The organism is Marinobacter oulmenensis, assembly GCF_014201735.1.
Classification (GTDB): domain Bacteria; phylum Pseudomonadota; class Gammaproteobacteria; order Pseudomonadales; family Oleiphilaceae; genus Marinobacter; species Marinobacter oulmenensis.
The window spans coordinates 656,881-677,970 of record NZ_JACHFE010000001.1 but is presented as its reverse complement, the minus strand read 5'-3'; the positions used below and the strand labels follow the sequence as shown (position 1 = coordinate 677,970).

Sequence of the window (21,090 nt, the reverse complement as noted above, 5' to 3'; positions counted from 1 at the left end):
GCGGCCAAGCCGCCCGGTTTTATCCATCTTTCGTTGCCTGATCAAAACTGCCTCAGGTCTTGAACCGCGACACCAACTGCGTCAGTCGCAGGTTCAGGTCCGCCTGTTTCGAGCACAGTTCGTCGACGTTTCTGGAGGTATCGGTCACCTCGTTGGCCGAGTCGTTGATGGAAACGATGTTGCGGTTGATATCCTCGGTGACCGAATGCTGCTCTTCGGCGGCACTGGCGGACTGGGTGGAGACGTCACGAATCCGCTCGACAGCCTGTTCGATGTCATTGAAAGCCTCCAGAGCCTCTCTGGACAGCGCGACAGCGGAGGAGGACTCCTCAACACTCAGGCTCATCGCCGAAGCCACATCCTTGGTGCGCCCAATAAGGTTACCGAGAATCTGGTTAACCTCTTCGGTCGAGGTCTGTGTGCGCCAGGCCAGGTTTCTGACTTCATCGGCAACCACCGCAAAGCCCCTCCCCTGCTCACCAGCACGAGCGGCTTCGATGGCCGCGTTCAGCGCCAGCAGATTGGTCTGTTCCGCAATATCCTGAATCGTGGACAGGATGCCGTTGATATTGCCAGTCTCCTTCTCCAGTTCGGTAATCACATCGCTGGATTCGCTGATGCGCTGGCCCAGGGTTTTGACGCTTTCGGCGTTGCGGTTGATCACTTCCCGGCCGGAAAGGGTCGCTTTCAGTCCGTCCTCAGCGTGTGACGCGGTATCCACACAGTTGGTGGCCACTTCATTGGCGGCGGCCATTTCCGTCACGGCCGTGACTATCTGCTCAATGGCAGACAGTTGGCGCGAGGCACTTTCAGAGAGCTCCATAGACTCCGAGTTGGTCTTGGTGGACACGCTCTCCATGTTCTCGGCAGTGGTCTTGATGTCCTGAATCATGGTGCGCGTGGATTCGATAAAGCGGTTGAACCACTCGGCCAGCTCGCCCACCTCGTCTTTCGAGTCCACCTTGATGCGGGTGGTCAGGTCGCCCTCGCCCTCCGCAATAGTTTTGAGGTTGTCTTTCACCAGGTTGATGGGGGTGACGATGCGGTTAACGATGTACAGGCCAATCAGCCCGAAAACGATCACCAGAACCACGCTGACGATGGCGGTATTTCTGGCCACCTGAACCGCGTGGGCCAGGATTTCGGTGCGCTGCTTGAAGCTGACGAACTTCCATCCCAGGTCGCTGGATTGGTGCACGTTGGCCATGTAATCGACGCCGTCGATAGTGACATCCAGCACGCCGTCACTGGTCTCGGCGATCCGGGAGAAGTAACCGGCGTCCATTTCGTCCAGGGCCTTGAAGTTGTTATCCGGGTTGCCACCGTCAACCAGGATCTTGCCATTGCCCTGAACAATCATGAGGTGGCCCGTTTCGCCAAGTTTTACCTCTTTGACCATGTCGGTGAGCGACTTCAGCGATACGTCCAGGGCGACCACCCCTTCAAATTCGCCACGGCTGTTCTTAAAGGCCTTGATGACTGAGACATACACCGCATCGCCCGGCTCCCAGTAGTAACCATCACGGCGAACCAGTTCGTAATTGTTATCTTTGGCCATATCAAACCAGGGACGGGTGCGCGGATCCCAGTCGCCATACTCGGCAGTGCCCGGCCATTCCAGGTAGCCGCCGTCCTTATCGCCCATGTACACGTATCCCAGCATGGGGTTGTTGTCACCGATGGCGCTGAACAGCTTGAACATGGCCTCTTCCCGCCCGCCATTCTCCCGGGCGACCTCACTGGGTTTTCGGCCAGGACCGAAGTAGGTGGAGATGTCCCCTTTTTGCGCGTTGGTAATGATCGGATCGTCTGCGAGGAACGACACCTGGTAGCCCATCACATTGAAGAAGTTCCGGAAGGAATCATCCACGATATTGATGTTGGTGGTACTGGTGCTGACGAAGTCTTTCTCCGCCTGTTTAATGGCATCCCGCACGGTGAGGGAGGCAATGATCAGAACGGGAATAAGCGTGGTTGCAAGAAGGACGGAGAGCAGTTTTGCCTTTAACTTCGTGGTCTACCTACTGGATGTGTCGACTGTCTGACCGAACCTTTCCCTGCCGGTTTCCAGTCAAGCCCTGGACCGATATGCCTTCCCGTGCGTTCAGTCTGACCGAATATTAATCAGTTTCTGTACGGGAGTCGTTAGTATTTCTAACTATCGGCCTGCTTTTTACATTCTTTAGCGAAAGGTTCGTTAAGCCTCATGCCTTACTTATCCCAACAAGATTGCACGAGGGTGACGCCCGGGCCCGCCGCTGTTAATCTTCACGGTCCACTCAAAAACCGGGACGTTTCATGCTCCGAGGCGCACTCCTCATAGCCCTGGCGGCACTGCTATGGGCCACAACCGGCATTGTTGCCAAGTTCCTGTTTACCGGCACGGACCTGCAGGCCATAGCGCTGGCCTTTCTCCGGTTGCTGGTGGCCCTGCCGTTTTTCTGGGTGCTGATGATGCGCGAACGCCGGGCCCTCAGCGCTGAGGCCAGAGGGCGTGGCACAAGGGCCACGTCGCTGTTTTCCCTGTTGAGCAGCCGGTCACTGCTGCCCCTGGCGGCGCTGGGCTTTTTCCAGGCCGGCTACCAGGGCAGCTATCTGCTTGCGGTGGATATGACCGGTGCCGGCATCGCCACACTGATTTCCCTGTGCCTGCCGCCGGTGCTGGTGGCCATCCTGGCCGCCCCCTTACTGGGCGAAAAACCCGGTGTGCTGACGATTCTGTCGGCCCTGGCGGCGATACTGGGCACCGGCATGCTGGTGGCCAGTGATATGGATACGGCAGGCACCCTGCGCCTGGGCGGCATACTGATGGCACTGCTGGCCGCCGCCGTCTACACCGGGTTCACGCTGACCAGCCGGTACAACTCTGCTGGCACACCCGTGTTCACCACCGCGTTCATCTGTTTTTTCACAGCGGCACTGATCCTGCTGCCGGTGGTCTATCTGACCGGCGGATTTGAAGGGCTGGGCAGCCTTGGTTTCGGGCACTGGCTGATGATCATCTACATCGGGGTGGTGCCCACGTGCATCGGCTACCTGATGTTCTTTACCGGCATGAAAACCACACCCGCCACACTGTCGAGCATCATCGTGACGCTCGAGCCGCTGTTTGTGGCCATTCTGGCGTGGATCATTCTGGGCGAGGTTCTTGGCGTGGTGGGAATCAGCGGGGCACTGATTCTGACGGTCGCGGTGATCGTGGCTTCCCTTTACGGCCAGCCCCGGAACGCCAGCGCGAAAGGCTGACGCCGGGGCGCCTGGCGGGGGTGGCCTGTGCCCCCCGTCAGTCTTCCTTGCGCTGTTTCTCCAGCATGTCCGGCTGCAGGATTTCAATCCAGTAGCCGTCCGGGTCCTTGATAAAGGCCAGGCCTTTCATCTTGCCGTCGTCCGGCTTCTTGACGAATTCCACATCCAGTTTCTCAAAACGCTCGCAGGCGGCATACACATCAGGTACAGCAATGCCGATGTGGCCAAATCCCTGGGGCTCGTCGTTACCATTGTGGTAACTGAAGTCCTCCTGGTCTTCGGTGCCCCAGTTGTGGGTCAGCTCCAGCACGGCTTCGCGGCCAAAGGTGTAGGTGGTGCGGTGAGCGTCGTCGCCCGGTACGGACTGCAACTGCCGGTCGTCCAGGTAGCCCAGGAAATACAGGGTGAACTTCATCTCCGGGAAGTCCAGCTTGCGCAGCAGGTGCATTCCCATCACCCGGGTGTAGAAATCCATGGAGCGCTCGGGCTCTTTGATGCGCATCATGGTCTGGTTGAACACGTATCCTTCGGTCTCGGTAACCGGACCGTCGTAAAGACCCGGTGCCTGTTCAAAGTGCTTGGGCATGTCGGTTTACCTTGTCTTTTCGGGGATTCAACCTCTAGTCTTGCGGGCCCTTTGCCCATATTTCAAGGTCGGCATCGTCTGGCACCGCGTTAACTGGACAAGCACCACACCACAAAGGGTAAACTGCCTGCCTTCAATCAACGGACAGACAATGACTGACAGCACCGATCGCGATTACCAGAAACGGACGTCCGGGAAACGACTGGCCCTGTTCAGTCTTGTCTTTCTGGCCATGACCGGGGCCGGTCTCTACGCCGTCTACGACCGCTTCGCCGACCGCAGTTTCCGGTTCGATGACCGCCTGCTGGATCCCGGCTTCCTGTTGTTGGCCGGACTGTTACTCTGCGTCTATTTCATCGCCGACGGATTGCGTCTGTATTACACCCTGCGGGCACTGGGCCACCGGATGTCACTTCGAAAAGTGTTCCGGCTGGTGTTCATCAACCTGTTCTTTTCCAACATCACCCCCATGGCCACCGGCGGTGGTTTTGCCCAGATCTGGTATCTGACCCGGGAAGGTGTGCCCATTGCCCGGGCCACGGCGGCCACCACCATTCGTACGGTGCTGGCGGTCATTTTTATCTTTTCCCTGACCCCGGTTTTCCTGTTTACCCTGCCGGCTCTGGACGGACAGGCCTGGTCATCCGGGGTGGCCACGGCACTGTCGGTGTTTGTCACGCTGTATCTGGGGTTCTTTGGCGTACTGCTGTTCCGGACCCGCTGGATGATCGTGCCGCTGAGCGCTCTGGTGGCCGGCATCAGGAAGTTCCACCTTATCGGCCACCGTCGCCATGATCGCTGGCAGTTCAAACTCCGGCGGGAAATGCTGAGGTTCGCCCAGAGTTTTGGCGACTACCTGCGGGGCGAGCGACGGTTCGTGGTGCTGTCCGTGCTGTTCACCATGGTGTTCCTGCTCAGTCTGTTCAGTTTTCCGGCGCTGCTGATCCACGCGCTGGGGTATGACGTGAACTACCTGGTCGCCCTGGGCCTGCTGGTCGTGACCACTTTCATCATGTATTTCTCGCCCACCCCCGGTGCCTCGGGCATTTCCGAGGGTGTGTTTGGCAGTTTCTTCCGCGACATCCTGTCCGGCAATCACCTGGTGCTGGTGACCGTCGCCTGGCGCTTCCTGACCATCTATATCGGCATGATCATCGGGCTTGTCGTCATGCAGAGGGAACTGATCAAAACGCACCGGAGGCCTGAATGACACACCGCAATCCCCTGAAAATCCTGTTCTACCTGTGCCTGGCTATCACCGTGTCACTAGTGGCCTACAAGTTCTATCTGAACTTTTTCAAACAGGATTTCGAAGCGGTCCACAGTGAGCAGGTTGAACGGATCTATCAACGTACACCGCCGGGCAGCGGCGTCCGGTTTGCGGTCGTGGGCAACATCAACAACTCGGTCGGTGTTTTTGAAAAGCGCATCATTCCGGAACTGAACAACGCCGGGCTGGATTTTCTGGTGTCGGCCGGCAATGCGGTCAGTGGCGGGGGCGAAGACAAATACCGGGCGCTTTACGGCACCCTGGGCCGCCTGGATATCCCCTACCTGCTCACCTTCGGCCAGCACGAGTATGAGGAATTTGGCAGCTTCCGGTTCTATGAGCACATGGGGCCCCATTATTTCTCGGTCCGCACCGGTAATACCCGCCTGATTTTCCTCGACAGCACGGGCAAGACGCCCTGGCGCTGGCAGATACGCTGGCTGCGAGACCTGCTCAACCAGGACACCAGCAATGCCCGCATCCTGTTCGTTGGCCATCCGGTGATGCAGCCAGACAACCCTACCCTGTTTGCCAGCGAGGACGATTACCTCCAGCCCGAGGCCTTCCGTACCGCGCTGATGAATGTGGCCCGCAGCTACGATATCGACATGGTGTTTTCCGCCAACCTGGCCACCTACGACGAGCAGGCGGTGGACGGCACTCAATACATCACCACCGGTGGCGCCGGTGGTCTGGTCCTCAACACCGAGAACAGCTTCTACCATTACGTTGAAGTGAGCGTGTCACCGGATGGCGAGGTACAGCACCAGTTGCATCGAATGGACATTGGCCAGCATCCGGTCTGGAAACGCCTTGAGGGGCTCTGGTTCTTCGTCTATTCGCTGTTCTACACCGGCTTTCTCAATTTCATCCTGCTGGTGGCGGTGTTCGTTGCCATCACCATCAAGCTTTACCAGATCATTTTCATCGGTCGGAACTACTACCCCGACTACGACCTGGACCCGACCCCGTGGCTCGAGAAGCCACTGCGGGTCGCCATGTTCACCAACAATTATCTGCCCTTCATTGGCGGCGTGCCCATTTCCATCGAGCGCCTGCGCCGGGGACTACGCAGCCTGGGCGACCGGATTCTGGTGGTGGCACCGCGCTACAAGGATCAGCCCGAACAGGAGGACAACGTCCTTCGGGTGCCCTCGCTGCTGGCGATGGGCGAGAAACGCGAGTTCCGTCTGGCCAATATTTTCCTGGGCCGCATCCGCAAACGGGTCCGTGCCTTTGTTCCCGACATCATCCATCTGCACCACCCGTTCTGGCTGGGCAGCCTGGGGCTGTTCATGGCACGGCGGCTGAAAGTGCCGGCGGTATACACCTATCACACGCGCCTGGAGCACTACGCACACTTTGTCCCGCTGCCGGGCATGCTGTTCCGTAACCTGATCTCCCATGCGCTGATCAAGCGCTTTGCCAACCGTTGTGACAGCGTGATCGTGCCGACCTACTCCACCGAGGAATATCTGCGCATGATCGGAGTCACCACACCGACGTTCGTCCAGCCGACCGGCATTGAGTTCGAGCGTTTCCAGAGTGTGGCGACAGACCAGGTGGAGGCCCTGCGCACAGAACTGGGCCTGACGGACGAGAAGGTCTTTGTCAGCGTCTCGCGGCTGTCCAACGAGAAGAACATCGATTTCATGATTGAGGCCATTGACCGGTTGCGCCGGGAGACTGATGTTCCCTTCCGCTTCCTGATGATTGGTGAAGGCCACCAGCATGAGCGTCTGCAGAAAAAAATCGAGGACCTCAATCTGACCGGGCATTTCCAGCTTGTCGGCGCCATCAAACCGGACGAGATGGCCCTCTGGTACAGCCTGGGCGATGCCTTCCTGTTCGCCTCCAAGTCGGAAACCCAGGGCATGGTGATTCTCGAAGCCATGTCTGCCGGTCTGCCGGTGGTGGCCGTGCGTTCCAGCGGCATTGAAGATGTCGTCCGCGACGGTCACAACGGCTACAAGACCCCGGAAAACCAGACCCAGTGGCAGGCCCGGGCCCAGCAGCTTCTGGAGGACGACGAACTCCGCAAGACCCTGTCCGACAAGGCCAGAGCCTTCGCGGCTGACTATTCCGTGGCCCAGTTCGCCCGGGATGTCCGGACCATTTATGCCACCACCCTGGCGGCTTACCAGAAGCGCTCGCAGACCAGGCATACGCGAGATTTGGGGCGTTCGGATTGATCGGTTTACACTGAAACTGCGTAATCAGTAAAGACGGGAAGGGGCGGGTATACTTTCCAAAAACCGCTACAAGCACATCCCTGTGCGCTTATTTCAGGCCATCCATGGCCTTCAAAATTTTTGGAAAGTATACCCGCCCCTTCCCTGATCACGAGACCGTTTCGTTAGGCTGGAGAACGCTGTGACCGGTATCCCTGTTGGCATCAGCACCTGTTTGCTGGGCAAGGAAGTACGCCACGACGGTGGCCATAAACATTCACGCTACTGCACGCAAGTGCTGGCCAAACACTTCGATTTCCGTCCGATCTGCCCGGAACTGGAAGCAGGACTGGGGGTACCCCGCCCCACCATCCATCTGCGCAAGTTCCCCGACGGCGTGCGTCTGATCGAAACCTCCGGCGATGCCGATCACACCGACGAGATGCGTGGATTCATCGACGAAGTGCTGCCAACCCTGGGCGACCTTCGCGGCTACATCCTGATGAAAAAGTCCCCGACCTGTGGCATGGAGCGGGTCAAGCTGTACACGGAAAAGGGCAACCACATCGACAGCTCAGGCGTGGGCCTGTTTGCCGAAGCGCTGATGGAAGCCTATCCGTTAATGCCGGTGGAAGAAGAAGGCCGGCTGAACGACGATATGCTCCGGGAGAACTTCATTGAACGGGTGTTCGCCTACGACGACTGGCTGCAGAATGTCGCGGGCGAGAACCTGAGCAAGCAGGCACTGATCGAATTCCATACCCGCCACAAGTTCACTCTGATGGCACACGGCGAGAAGATCTACCGCCAGCTCGGGCCGCTTCTGGCTGACCTGAAGTCCGAACCTCTGGAACAGATCGCGGACCGGTACATTCACCTGTTCATGGAAGCCATGAGCCAGCGGGTAAGCCGGGGTTCCCACGTTAATGCCATGCAACACCTGCTGGGCTATCTGAAAGACAGTATGTCCACAGAGGAAAAGTCGGTGTTGCTGGAGCAGATAGAGGCCTACCGCCGGGGAGAGGTCCCGCTGGTGGTGCCGATGACGCTACTGCGCCTGGCCCAGCGCAAGGAACCGGCAGACTATCTGACCAGCCAGAAATACCTGACCCCCTACCCGGACGAACTGGGGCTCAGAAACTCGGTCTAGAAACCGTAGAGCAGTGACAGGGACGTTTCGGTGTCGGTGTTTTCAGCCCCTTCCGGAGGGCGGGACTGGTGCTCGACCCGGAACGCCACTTTCATGGACAGGTCGCCCGCCACGGTGGCCTGAAGCGAGGTTTCCGATTCGGTAATCGTGTTGTTGTCGTCCAGCCCGATCTCGGTACTCAGCTTCTGACGGAACAACGCGGTATCGGAAACCTCGTAATCCAGATGACCGGCAAAACGGGCAATGGCTTCCTTTTCCGTGTCCTCGTCCTGCCCGGTAGCCTCTTCCAGCTTGTTGTAGCGATAACCGGCACCCGCTGACAGGTCCAGGAAGGACTGCTCACCGGCCGTCCAGACCCGCTGGCCATAACCGGTGGTCAGTGACGACTCGAAATCGTAGCCGGAGAAGCGGTCATCCTGGTACGCCCCGCGAAGAAACCAGTAATGTTTCTTCGCAAACTTGTAGTTGGTCTCCAGGGACCCCTGATACTTTTCCGCCGTGGTTTCGTCATCGGTTTCGGAGTAATTGGCTCGCAACTCGCCGTTGTTGCGCCAGGTTTCCACCTCATGAAGTACAGCCACACGCCCCTTGGCATTGGTTTCCTTGGTGTTGCCGGAGGTGACCAGCACACCCAGTTCCGTCTCGCCCTCCCAGTTGTCCGCCTCCTGCCCGTAGGCAAGAGGCGCCATCAGGATAGCGGCGGTGGCGACAGCGTGACTCAACTTCATGCAGTTTCTCCGTTGGATTGACGGTTCAGGATTCGGCCATTTCTCCCGCCTGGCTATTCAGCGCCTGACGCTTTCGTTCCTCTTTTTTCAGCGCCTTGCGCTCGGCTATCACCCGGGCAACCTCACCACCCACGTGGGCTTCCCCACGGGCCCGGGCCAGCCGCATCTGATGCTCACGCTCGCGGAACCGCGCCTTCTGCTCCTCGGTCAGTGAGTCAATGCACTGGTGGCAACTGACACCCTGCTCGTACTCGGGGCGCTGCTTGTCCGCTTCCGTGATCGGCCGGCGGCAGGCGTGGCACTGGTCATAGTCGCCCCGCTCCAGGCCATGGTTAACTGTCACCCGGTCATCAAAGACAAAGCATTCGCCCTGCCACAGACTCTGTTCCTCAGGCACTTCCTCCAGATACTTCAGAATGCCACCCTTGAGGTGATAGACCTCATCAAAGCCCTGCTCCTTCAGGTAGGCCGTGGACTTCTCGCAGCGAATGCCGCCGGTACAGAACATGGCAACTTTCTTGTGCTTCTGAGGGTCCAGGTTTTCCTTCACGTACTCGGGGAACTCCCGGAAAGTGTCGGTGGACGGATTAACGGCATTGCGAAAGGTGCCGATTTCCACCTCATACTGGTTGCGCGTATCGACCAGCAGGACCTCGGGGTCTGAAATCAGGTCGTTCCACTCTTTCGGGTCCACATAGGTGCCGACCACACGCTTGGGATCGATGCCCTCCACGCCCATGGTGACAATCTCTTTTTTCAACTTCACCTTCGTGCGTTTGAACGGCTGAATATCGACGAAGGACTCCTTGTAGTCGATGCCATCAAAGCGCTCATCGCTGGCAATCCATGCCTTGACGGCATCAATACCGTCGCGGCTGCCGGCGATAGTGCCGTTGATGCCTTCGCGCGCCAGCAACAGGGTGCCGTGTACGTCGTTTTCCAGCATCAGGTTCAGCAGAGGCTGGCGAAGCTGTTTGTAGTCGTTCAGGACCGCGAACTTGTACAGTGCGCAGACCACCACGTTATTGCTCATCGTCTTTTCTCCTGCGGGCCGGACCGTAAATCCGGAGCATGGTCTTGAGATTTCCAAAGGAGGGGGAGTCTAACCAAGCGTAGCGATTATTGAAATGCGGGAAGGGCGCAGAAGCTTACGGGAAGATTAAAGTTGGCGGAGGGCCGGCGCCCTCCGCCAATTACTCTCTAGGCACTCGGCTGCCAGGAGCTAGCAATAGAGGCCCGTACCTGGTCCTCTTCTTGTGGAGTCAACGTCATTTCTCCTCCAGAAGGCTCACCAAATGCCGCCATAGCAGTCACCAGTTGCTCCAACTGATTCGCGGTGATCATGGCATCATCAGTATGGACGCTGTCCAGTTTCTGGGTGTCAGCGCTGTACCAGTCCTGAACTCGCACCTGGTCATCACTTCCGAGAACGCTGGTGACCAAGTCATCACCCTCGCGCATGAACCACAACTGTGACTCATCGATCCCTGACCCGAAGTGCAGTTGATCGTCTCCAGCGCCATTGGAGAGGTTATTGATCGTGTCCTGACCATCACCACTCGCAAACTGATAGGTATCATTGCCCTCGCCGCCCAGGAGATAGTCATCGCCCAAGCCGCCCATGAGGATGTCATCACCAGCACCGCCATCAATCAAGTCAGCATCGGAAGATGCCAGGATGTTATCTGCCGAGCCAGTACCATTCACGATGTTGCCAAAGGCCCTTTCGTCAGGCAGCCCCTGGTAGGCTGGGGATCCTTGTGGATCCGGATTGGTCATCCCAAACGCACCAAAGATCTGGTTTGAGGTAAGCTGCCCTCCTGACTCAAAGGCAATCTGGTCAATAGACTGATCACCACCTGAGAAAAAGTCTCGGATGGTGACGGAGTCCGATCCTCCCCCGACCTGAAGCACGAGGTTATTGCCTGACTTCATCAGACCACTAGCGACCTGATTGAAGCTGACATCCTGAAAATAAAGCGTGTCTGAACCACCACCCGAATTATTGATGACATCCTGACCATCACCTGCGCGGAACAAATAGGTGTCGTCGCCACGCCCACCTATCAGCGTATCTGCACCCAGTCCCCCTTTCAGGCTGTCGTTACCATTGCCACCGCTCAGTAGGTCATCCCCTGCGGCGCCTTCCAAGACATCGTTGCCATTAAAGCCCTGAATCTCATCAGCATCCGCACCGCCAATCAATCCACTATCATCCCCGGCTGTACCGGTTACGGTTTGAGTGAACCCGGAAGAAGGTGCCGGCTCAGATAGCCCAAAAGCGCCATAAATCTGACCAGATGTAATTTGGCCACCGCTCTCGAACTCAATGGTTTCGACCACCGCGGCACCACCCAGAAAGAAGTCTTTCAAGGTAACCTGATCCGGGCCTCCATTTACCTTAAGCACCAGATCATCACCAGATTTCATCAACCCGGACGCCACCTGGTTAAAGGTAATTCCCGCACCGAATCTGAGAACGTCGGCACCGCCGCCTTCCCTGAGAACATCCTGCCCACCGGTAAACAGGTAGGTGTCGTCTCCGATGCCCCCTTCAAGGTGATCATTGCCGAGACCACCTGAGAGTGTATCGTTACCAACCCCTCCGACAAGGATATCGTTGGATGAGGTGCCTGTGAGGGTATCGTCACCGCCAAGCTCAGGTGTTGGCGTGTTACCGGGATCCGGATCTGTTCCGGAATTTCCACCATCATCACCGGAGCCTGTACCACCGCCCGTTTCATCCCCTGAGCCATCGCCGGGATCTGCTTCATCTCTGGGCATTGCAGTCAGCATGCTGGCTATCTGGCTGGCCATGATCGAGTTGCCACCATCCGTGGGCTGAACAAACGTGATTGAGTGCTCCCCGTCCAGGAAGTGGTCGGTAACACGGACCTGCTGTTCCAGATCACTATCAACCAAAATCACCAAATCGTTACCATCCTGATGGTAACTCAGCCGGTTACGATCAAGCCCGTCCAGGAAAAAGATGCCATCGGAACCGCCACCACGGTTATCAATGACGTCAACACCCTGCCCAGCCTTGTAGTAGTAATGATCATTGCCTGCCCCACCAGCAAGTGAATCGTTACCATCTTCACCGACCAGTACGTCATTGCCATCTCCGCCAATCAGCACATCGTCGCCGCTACCGGAGCCAGTGCCGCTACCACCATAGAGTTGGTCATCTCCGGCCCCACCTTCGACCTGATCATCGCCACCCATGCCAAACAGGGCGTCGTTTCCGGCAAGGCCTTCCAGCAGGTCCCGATCATGACTGCCAACCAATTGTTCACCAGAGCTCGTGCCAGTGACGACAGAGTCATAGTCCCCCTCGGTTTCGCCGGCAACCACGCGTTGATTGATCTGCGCAGTCGGAATCATGTAAGCGCCGTCAGGCTGAACCCAATCAATAGCGTGTTCACCACCAAGGAAGTGGTTAACAACACGAACGCTGCCTTCCGCTCCATCATCAATGAGCAGGACAAGATCATCCCCGTCTCGGGTGAAACCGATCCGGTCTTCGGTGGCACCGCCCGTGAACATCACGCCATCGCTGCCACCATCGGCATTGTAGATAGTGTCATGGCCCGACCCGGCTGAGTAGACATACATGTCATTGCCGGTGCCGCCGGTGAGTGTATCGTCCCCGGCGCCACCGCTAATCTGGTCGTCGCCCGAGCCCCCATTAACCACATCATCTCCGGCCCCGGCCTCGAAGAAGTCGTCGTCAGCACCGCCGTCAAGCTGATCGTTACCGTCACCGCCAAACAGGCTGTCTTCGCCTTCTCGGCCGAGCAGCACATCCTGCCCGGCGCCGCCCTGCAGCGAATCGTTACCGATGCCGCCATCGAGGGTATCTGCGCCAGCACGACCGACCAGGTTATCAGCCCCTGCACCGCCAATCAGGTGATCATCACCCTCTTCGCCGTCCAGGTAGTCATCACCGGCTTCACCGTGGAGTACATCGTCCCCGGTGCGGCCCCAGACCTGGTCATCACCGTTGCCAGCATAAATTTCTTCATTCAGCTCGCGATAGCCCAGCAGTGTATCGGCGCCTTCTGTGCCGACAGTTACAGATGCCTCTTCGATATCAAGGTCTGACCACTCCGTGCCGTCAGCAAACACAAACCGATTAACCTTGAAATGGTTATTCGGCTCCTGGAACCAGTTTTTGATGAGAATACCATCTGTGCCATTGGCATGGACGATCTGAAGGTCTTTGCCGGATCGGACATAAGACAGATCACCCGCCGTGATCCCAGGACCAAATTCCAGTGTATCTTCTGAGGGCGAGATATTGCTGAATGCACCGTCTTGAGGTGTTTCGGTGATCACATCCTGACCATCGCCCAGGTTGAAGCGGTACACATCGTTGCCGTAGGAGCCGAAAAGCTGGTCGGCACCTGCGCCCCCCTCCAGGATATTGCTGGTTTCCTGCCAGGGGTCGGTATTGGCGATCAGGATATCGTCGCCCGATCCACCCAGCAGCGTATCGGAACCCTGGCCGTGAAGCTCGTCATTACCAGAGCCGCCATCAAGGAAGCCCTGACCTTCCAGGTAGTCGTCACCTTCACCACCGGAAAGCTCGCCGGTGCCGTAAAGCTCATCGTTGCCGACGCCACCATTCAGAGTGTCAGAGCCACCATCGCCGAACAGGACATCATTTCCTGCGTCACCGTTCAGTGTGTCGTCACCGCTGCCGCCGTGGAGGACATCATCACCATCACCACCGGACAACCGATCAGCACCGAAACCACCAAAGAGTTCATCGTCATCCTGACCACCATAGAGTTCATCGGAGCCGTCGCCACCGTAAAGCACATCGTGACCGGCGTCACCATAGAGAACATCGTTATGCTGTTGGCCCCGCAATGTGTCTGAGCCGTCGCCACCGTGCAACGAATCTTCCTCTGAGCCACCTTCAAGCTCGTCATCGCCAGTGCCACCATAAAGTTCATCCTGGCCTTGGGCACCGTCAAGCATATCGTTGCCGGCACCACCCTGAATGACATCTGCACCTTTATGGCCGTAGATCTCGTCAGCGCCTTCACCGCCATTGATCGACTCGTCGAGGTCAAAACCAAGAATCAGGTCGTCAGAGTCGCTGCCTTCAATGGCTTTCGCCATCAACTGGTCAAAATTCCAGGTGACACCGTCGGAGAACTGAATCGTTTCGATACTTGTCGATTGAGCATCCACGCCCGCACCGTCAAACTGTTTTTCGATTAGCACGGAATCGCCAGTGGATGGTACTGTCAGGCGCAGATTGTCACCTTCCCGGCGAAGGATGACCTCTGAGGAAGTCACATCAACGAGCTCAATTCGATCCTCGCCCTCTGCATCGTAGGCTCGGTCCACGCCATCGCCCCTGCTGAACCGGTAAACATCATCCCCTTGCCCTCCTTCAAGGTAATCATCTCCCGAACCTCCGGACAAAACATCGGAGCCATCGCCACCATCCAAATCATCTGAGCCGTCCCCGCCATTCAATATATCGGCGGCGCCCCCTCCTCGGAGTTCATCATTCCCGGTGCCACCGTAGAGTTCATCCTGCCCTTCACCGCCCCAAAGTAGATCATTGCCGGCGCCGCCATAAACCGTATCAGCACCGTCATACCCATAAATCTCATCGGCACCCTCACCACCATTGATGGACTCATCCAAACGAAAACCGTGAATCAAATCGTCAGCGCCGGTGCCCTGAATAGCCTCATCCATCAACTGGTCAAAATTCCAGGTGACGCCATCGGCAAATAGGACGGCGTTAATACTGGACGACTGGACATCCACATTTGAGTCATCGAACTGTCCTTGGATCAGTACAGAATCCCCGGTGGATGGATTTGTCAAAAAAAGATTGTCGCCCTCCCGGCGAACTACAACCTCTGACGAGTTAACGTCGACAAACTCAATTCGATCCTGGCCTTCTGAATCGTATATAAGATCCTCACCATCGCCTCTGCTAAAGCGATAAACATCATCGCCCTGCTCACCCTGGAGGCGATCATCGCCTTTACCTCCAGACAGCAGGTCCGCGCCAGCACCGCTAAATAGATCGTCAGCACCGTCACCACCATCGATGGAATCATCAAGATCAAAGCCATAAATTAAGTCATCAGCGTCCGTGCCCTCTACGGCCTGAGCTATCAACTGCCCGAAATCCCAAGTAGTACCATCGGAGAACCCCACAGTTTCAATACTGGTAGATTGGGCTGCGGCATCCGCGCCGTCGAATTGACGCTCAATCAATACCGAATCGCCAGTCTCAGGAAGAGTGATGCGGAGATGATCACCTTCCCGGCGAACTACCACCTCGGAAGACGCAACATCGATGAATTCAATCCGGTCCACACCCCCTGAATCATAGATGCGGTCCACACCATCGCCCTTACTAAAGCGATAAACATCATCGCCTTGCTCTCCCTGGAGACGATCATCGCCTTCACCTCCGGACAGTAGGTCCGCGCCATCACCGCCATATAGGCGGTCGGCACCCTTGCCACCGCGAAGGGTGTCCACGCCGTTACCCCCGTATAGATAGTCACGGCCCTCGTCCCCTTCCAGAAGGTCACTGCCCTCCTGGCCATAAACTCGGTCGTCACCATCACCACCGCTCAGGACATCATCACCCGCCGCTCCATAGAGTTTGTCGTTACCGCCAGCACCGTTTAAAGCATCTTCGCCAGCATAGCCATACAGTTGATCGGCACCCTCCGTACTTTGCTGAACCAGCTCTTTCACCGTACCAATATCCCACACGGTACCGTCGGCGTGCTCTATAGCATCGAGCGCGTACGGCCCGACGCCATCGTCATCAAAGTAATTCTGGACAGTGATCACCTCACCGGTGCTCACAACCGTCAACAGCAGATTGCGGCTGGAGCGTGTGGCTTTGATACCGCTTGATTCAATGCCATCCAGAAAGCGCAACACATCGTTGCGCCCAGTGCCGAGATCATAGTTGTTGATGGTGGTATCGCCATCCCCAGCATAAAAAAGATAGGAGTCGTTACCCGATCCCCCCGACAGATAGTCGTTGTCACCTGTGCCGCCATACAAAGTATCATTGCCATCCCCTCCATAGAGGTGATCACTGCCGTCTCCGCCATTGAGGACGTCGTCGCCAGCATAACCTCGCAGATAGTCGTCACCGCCAGCACCATCCAGAGTGTCTACGCCAGCGTATCCGTAGAGTTTGTCTTCACCCTCAGTACTTTGCTGCACCAGACCTTTCACCGTCTCGACATCCCATACAGTGCCGTCATCAAACTCTATGGCGTCAAGCGCATAGCCGCCGGCACCATCTTCGATAAAGTAGTCCCGAACAGTGATCACCTCACCCGTGCTATTCAAAGTCAGAATCAGGCTACTATTGGAACGGGTTGCCCGGATATCGCTTGAATCGACACCGTCCAGAAAACGCAATACGTCATTGCGATCTGCCCCTGTGTCATAGTTATTGATAGTGGTATGGCCATCACCTACGTCAAAAATATAGGTATCGTCGCCGGCATCCCCGGAAAGATAATCATTGGCTCCTACTCCACCACGCAAAAGGTCATTCCCCCCGCCTCCATAGAGGTGGTCACGACCCTCACCACCATCAAGCATGTCGTCACCAGCCCCACCGTTCAGACGATCATGCCCTGCACCACCACTAAGCGAGTCGTTGCCACCAGCCCCATACAGGGTATCGTTACCGCCAGCGCCATCCACCGAATCCGAACCAGCATAACCGTAGATTGTTTCTGCGGTATCGGAGCCAACCCAATCAGCCGCTTCGGCAAGAGCGGCCTCTATTCCAACAACTGTACCGTCGGAAAACTCCATCTGATCAATGAGATTCCGGCTATCGGCAAAAGCATTATCAATGGTTACGGTCGTCGTTACTCCATCTATATCGATCTTTATAACCAGATCTCTGGTTGTTCTGGTATAGCTTACATCTGAGGGAAGAATACCCTCGTCAAAAACGATGCGATCAAGATTCGAGTTACTGGAGTCATAGTCCTGAATGACATCATGACTCCCGTCCGCCGCAATCAGATATGTATCACTACCCTTAGCGCCACTAAGCACATCGTCGCCGAGACCGCCATCAAGAGTGTCATTACCACGCCCCCCTGAGAGAACATCGTTACCCTCACCACCTAAAAGCGCATCGTTACCGGAGCCGCCCTCCAACGTATCGTCGCCCTGTGAACCAGACAAAACATCATCACCACCGTCTCCTATCAACAAGTCGTTGCCGGCCAATCCGTCAATATCATCAGCACCAGCCCCCCCATGGATCTCATCGTCATTGTCAGTCGCTTTACTGGCCAACTGCTCAAGCGTGTCGGCATCCCATAAAGGTACCGAGCTGGAGGGGTCACCAAATACCACATTGTCGATGCGGCTGGCTTCATTGCGATAATAATTCAAGACACGAACTTCATCTTCTCCAGCGCTGACAATGATCATCAGATCATCACCGGCCCGCCGGACAATCACCTCCTCGGGCAAAATACCGTCTCCCAGCAGGATAGTATCCGTATCTCCACTGCCACCTTGGTTGTCGATAGCATCCAGGCCATCTCCAAGGTTAAACACATACTGGTCATCTCCATGACCACCAGAAAGGGCATCGTCGCCCTGCCCTCCTGTTAGCGTGTCGTTCCCAGCGCCGCCCTGAATGCCATCATGCCCAGTACCACCAATGAGGGTGTCGTTTCCTTCATCGCCGTGGAGCTGATCATTTCCTTCCCCGCCGTCGAGAGAATCGTCGCCTCCATCGCCGTGCAATTCATCGTTCCCTGCACTACCTAAAAGGTTGTCGTTACCTTCCTTCCCGAAGAGACGATCATCGCCTTCCAGGCCATCAAGCAAATCATCAGAAGATGTGCCATGAAGCTCATCATCACCCTCGGTGATCGATTGAGAACTCACGTTGATGTTATCGAACTCACTCGGCCCAACATTCAGGGCACTTCCATCTTCAAAAATAAGGGCATCGACATACCGCTTCGAAGCACCCTCCTGGTCAAAATGAGATTCGACGCGCAACACATCATCGGTATCATTAAACTCAATGACCAGATCATCACCCTGGCGGGTCACGGTAATATCTTCTGAAGTAATACCACCAATCAACCGTACAACGTCAAAACGGCCACTATCCGCATCTCTATTACGGATTCGGTCATGGCCATACCCGATGCCAAAGCGATACTCATCATTGCCCTTCCCACCAATGAGCACATCATCGCCTCGACCACCGTCCAGCACGTCATCGCCGGCAGCGCCGTCTATGCGATCATTGCCATCAAGCCCAAACAACACATTATTATTTGAATCACCACTTATGGTATCGGCAAGCTCTGACGCATTCATCGCGGCAGCGACAACGATACCAACAGACTCTTCTGAGTATCCTGATAAATCTGAGGTCTGCGTATAGGCCAGAACAGCGGTTCTCAGTCGATCAACGTTAACGGGCTCATACACGTTAACTCCCCGTATACCTTGCACGAAATCAGTAAGTATATCCTGGGCGCTATCCGGGTTAGCTTCCGCATACTCAAGCAGCACAGGCACCACATCATTGAAATCGCCCAGCCAGAGCTCGCTCTCCGGATCCTGCGTCCATTCGATGTGATTGAAGAAAGCCTCAAGGTGAGAACCAGCACTTAGCTGGTAATAAATGGAGTCTGATAACCCCTGGAAAATATCATTGTATATCACAGCATATTGCTGTCCCGAGCCACGGGGTTTATCGAGTTCGAAGCCATAAAAGGCCTCCAGCGCACCGATTCTCCGAGTATCTATCGGGGACTGGTAGTGCTGACGCTTTTCACCCTCCTGACCAGTCCAGGCAAATATAATGTCCTCCGTCAACGACAGCCTTTCCTGCCGGGATTCCGCATTCACAAACTGGGTTACCAACCCCCGCAGCTCATCAGTTTCATCACGCACTATTGCCTGATGCAGTGAACGAGAGCGACCGTACCCTATAGCATCCGGAAGGTCGGCTATATCGGCCGGGACATCGATGATTTCTTCCTGAGTTTCCGTAAGATTGCGCGCGAACCAGACATCGGTCATATTCCTGACCTCACCGGATGTCGTGACGTATGACCCAACCTGACGATGCTCGTTTCCAAATTCATCGGTGTAGTGTTGATTGTGGTAGGAGACTGACAGCGACTCTACGCCAACCTCATCCAACGTAAACAGCTCACCTTCATCAGATTTCCCGTCCTGATCCAGGTCTCGCCATACACGCAAATCCGCGTAGCGCTCGTCATTGGCATCAATGACGTTATCCGCATTGGTATCCAGTTCCCTCAGCGCCAGAAATCCATTGGCTGCCGATGTCCCATCAGTTAGTCGAGTATGATTCCCAAACAGTTCGGCACCGGAATTTATTTCACCATCGCCATTTATATCCAGAGCAAGAAGACCGTCATCTGGTGCCACAAATCCCGAGCGCTCGCGGAAGGAGTCACCATCGTGATCAAAATATACATTCGATGCCAAGCCCGTAGTTTCAATGCCATCGCCATCTAGGTCCAATGCTAAAGGCGAGCCGGGCGTAGGTGGAGGCTCCGGGAGCGGGGGAGGTGGCGGGAAATAGCATTCACCATCCTCACCTCCTTCTTCTTCTCCTTCTTCTCCTTCTTCTCCTTCTTCTCCTTCTTCTCCTTCTTCTCCTTCTTCTCCTTCTTCTCCTTCTTCTCCTTCTTCTGTTGATTCTGGAGGCTCCGGAATTATAATTTCGTCTCCAACATCAATTTCATTTGGGTCTGTAATACTAGGATTCACATTCAAGATATCTTGTACGGAAATACCAAAATGCTCAGCGATTTCAGATAAAGTATCACCTGGCTCTACAATATAGCTATCCTCTGGTTCCTCTGGTTCCTCTGGTTCCTCTGGTTCCTCTGGATTTTCATCGCTATCATCCGGGTCAAGCTGTCCCAGTTCATGCTTACCGAATAACGCCATATATTCTGTAGGCTTAGTTCCCAATGCATCTTCCGGAGTCCCATTGCTCGGGTCGTTCAGCCAACTGTTCACCTTACCAGCACCAACCAAGTGAGCCGCAGCTAACAATCCAGCTTCAGTAATAACAATACCGTCAACATTTTCACCTATAAAGTCTGTAGCCCCTAAACTTTCAAGATAACCTAGCACCCGATCATGGTATGAGCTTACTGCATTAGTTTGAGCATTCGCATTATCCAGAAAATCCGAATATGAGCTAACACCATCCTCGCCAGTCCAACTATACTCTTCATAATTGTTATTCATTACCCCGTCATTTTCAATATATCCAGCATCTACAAGCGCAGCTTCCCCCATCTGGTACAACCCCAAATAACCCAAGCTATTTATCGCATACTGGTCACCTGATGATTCCCGGTTAGCCAAACCCTCCAAAAACCTTCCATAATCGCTCATCACTCACTCCCTAAGCATCTATTCAACAAGAGTTCATTCCCAAAAACCAATGAATACGAACACCCAAGTGACCCGCAAGACCACTCATAAAGGACCAAAGCAGTACGATCTACTATAATCTCACCGCCAAGCTTTGAGATACTCCAACCAGACGAGGCTCCGCCACCTTTGCATTGCAATTTACCAATAAAATTGCTTCCGTAATGGTTACCAGAAAAATCCATATAGTACTGTCCCTGTGGAATATCTATATGTAATCGCCTACCCCCCAGCACCTTATAACTAAACACTTGCGGCTCAACCAATGTATTATTTTGATAACTCTTCAGCAGAAATTTCGTACGCACTTTACCTGAGGCTCCCTCCATCATACTATGGTCGCCCGAATAAAATTGAGACAAAGCATTCTCAAGACTCAATGGACGACTAGCGCAAGCAGCACAGGAAATCAGACCAAAAAAAACAAGGACTCTAAAAAAAAATCCAATCATTAT

Annotated in this window: 10 protein-coding genes; 4 read left to right on the top strand and 6 right to left on the bottom strand. The window is 55.5% G+C overall.

The window, feature by feature from the left end:
• Nucleotides 1-52: 52 nt before the first annotated feature.
• Entirely contained in the window at nt 53-1,936 is a 1,884-nt protein-coding gene (locus HNR38_RS03055) for a methyl-accepting chemotaxis protein (protein ID WP_221275629.1), read from the bottom strand.
• 362 nt (nt 1,937-2,298) lie between these two features.
• Between HNR38_RS03055 and HNR38_RS03050 the strand changes: the two genes are divergently transcribed.
• Nucleotides 2,299-3,246: a DMT family transporter gene (locus tag HNR38_RS03050; RefSeq protein ID WP_183699627.1), complete on the top strand. Its 948-nt coding sequence runs from the start codon at nt 2,299-2,301 to the stop codon at nt 3,244-3,246.
• 37 nt (nt 3,247-3,283) lie between these two features.
• On the opposite strand, the gene gloA is transcribed toward HNR38_RS03050, so the two are convergent.
• A complete protein-coding gene (gene gloA / locus HNR38_RS03045) occupies nt 3,284-3,832 on the bottom strand; it encodes a lactoylglutathione lyase (protein ID WP_183699625.1) in 549 nt (182 codons plus the stop codon).
• A gap of 151 nt (nt 3,833-3,983) precedes the next feature.
• Here gloA and HNR38_RS03040 point away from each other — a divergent pair, with 151 nt between their 5' ends.
• The 3 genes from HNR38_RS03040 (at nt 3,984) to HNR38_RS03030 (ending at nt 8,423) form a co-directional block, all read left to right on the top strand.
• Nucleotides 3,984-5,042, top strand: a complete 1,059-nt coding sequence (locus HNR38_RS03040) for a lysylphosphatidylglycerol synthase transmembrane domain-containing protein (protein WP_183699623.1) — start codon at nt 3,984-3,986, stop codon at nt 5,040-5,042.
• Complete coding sequence (locus HNR38_RS03035) at nt 5,039-7,294, top strand: glycosyltransferase (RefSeq protein WP_183699621.1); 2,256 nt, start codon at nt 5,039-5,041, stop codon at nt 7,292-7,294. The genes HNR38_RS03040 and HNR38_RS03035 overlap by 4 nt, the downstream gene beginning before the upstream one ends.
• A 181-nt stretch (nt 7,295-7,475) precedes the next feature.
• The gene (locus HNR38_RS03030; RefSeq protein WP_183699619.1) at nt 7,476-8,423 is read left to right on the top strand and encodes a DUF1722 domain-containing protein; all 948 of its coding nucleotides are present in this window, start codon (nt 7,476-7,478) and stop codon (nt 8,421-8,423) included.
• On the opposite strand, the gene HNR38_RS03025 is transcribed toward HNR38_RS03030, so the two are convergent.
• The 4 genes from HNR38_RS03025 to HNR38_RS17145 all read right to left on the bottom strand — a co-directional run bounded on the left by HNR38_RS03025 (nt 8,420) and on the right by HNR38_RS17145 (nt 21,087).
• A complete protein-coding gene (locus tag HNR38_RS03025; protein ID WP_183699617.1) occupies nt 8,420-9,151 on the bottom strand; it encodes a DUF481 domain-containing protein in 732 nt (243 codons plus the stop codon). The two genes, HNR38_RS03030 and HNR38_RS03025, sit on opposite strands and share 4 nt — an antisense overlap.
• 25 nt (nt 9,152-9,176) lie before the next feature.
• On the bottom strand, nt 9,177-10,184 hold the full coding sequence (gene trhO, locus HNR38_RS03020) for an oxygen-dependent tRNA uridine(34) hydroxylase TrhO (RefSeq protein WP_183699615.1): 1,008 nt from the start codon (nt 10,182-10,184) through the stop codon (nt 9,177-9,179).
• A gap of 167 nt (nt 10,185-10,351) precedes the next feature.
• Nucleotides 10,352-20,596, bottom strand: coding sequence for a calcium-binding protein (locus HNR38_RS17330; protein ID WP_183699612.1), 10,245 nt, complete (start codon nt 20,594-20,596; stop codon nt 10,352-10,354).
• Entirely contained in the window at nt 20,596-21,087 is a 492-nt protein-coding gene (locus HNR38_RS17145; RefSeq protein WP_221275628.1) for a hypothetical protein, read from the bottom strand. Before HNR38_RS17145 ends, HNR38_RS17330 begins: the two co-directional genes overlap by 1 nt.
• Between the last annotated feature and the right edge of the window lie 3 nt (nt 21,088-21,090).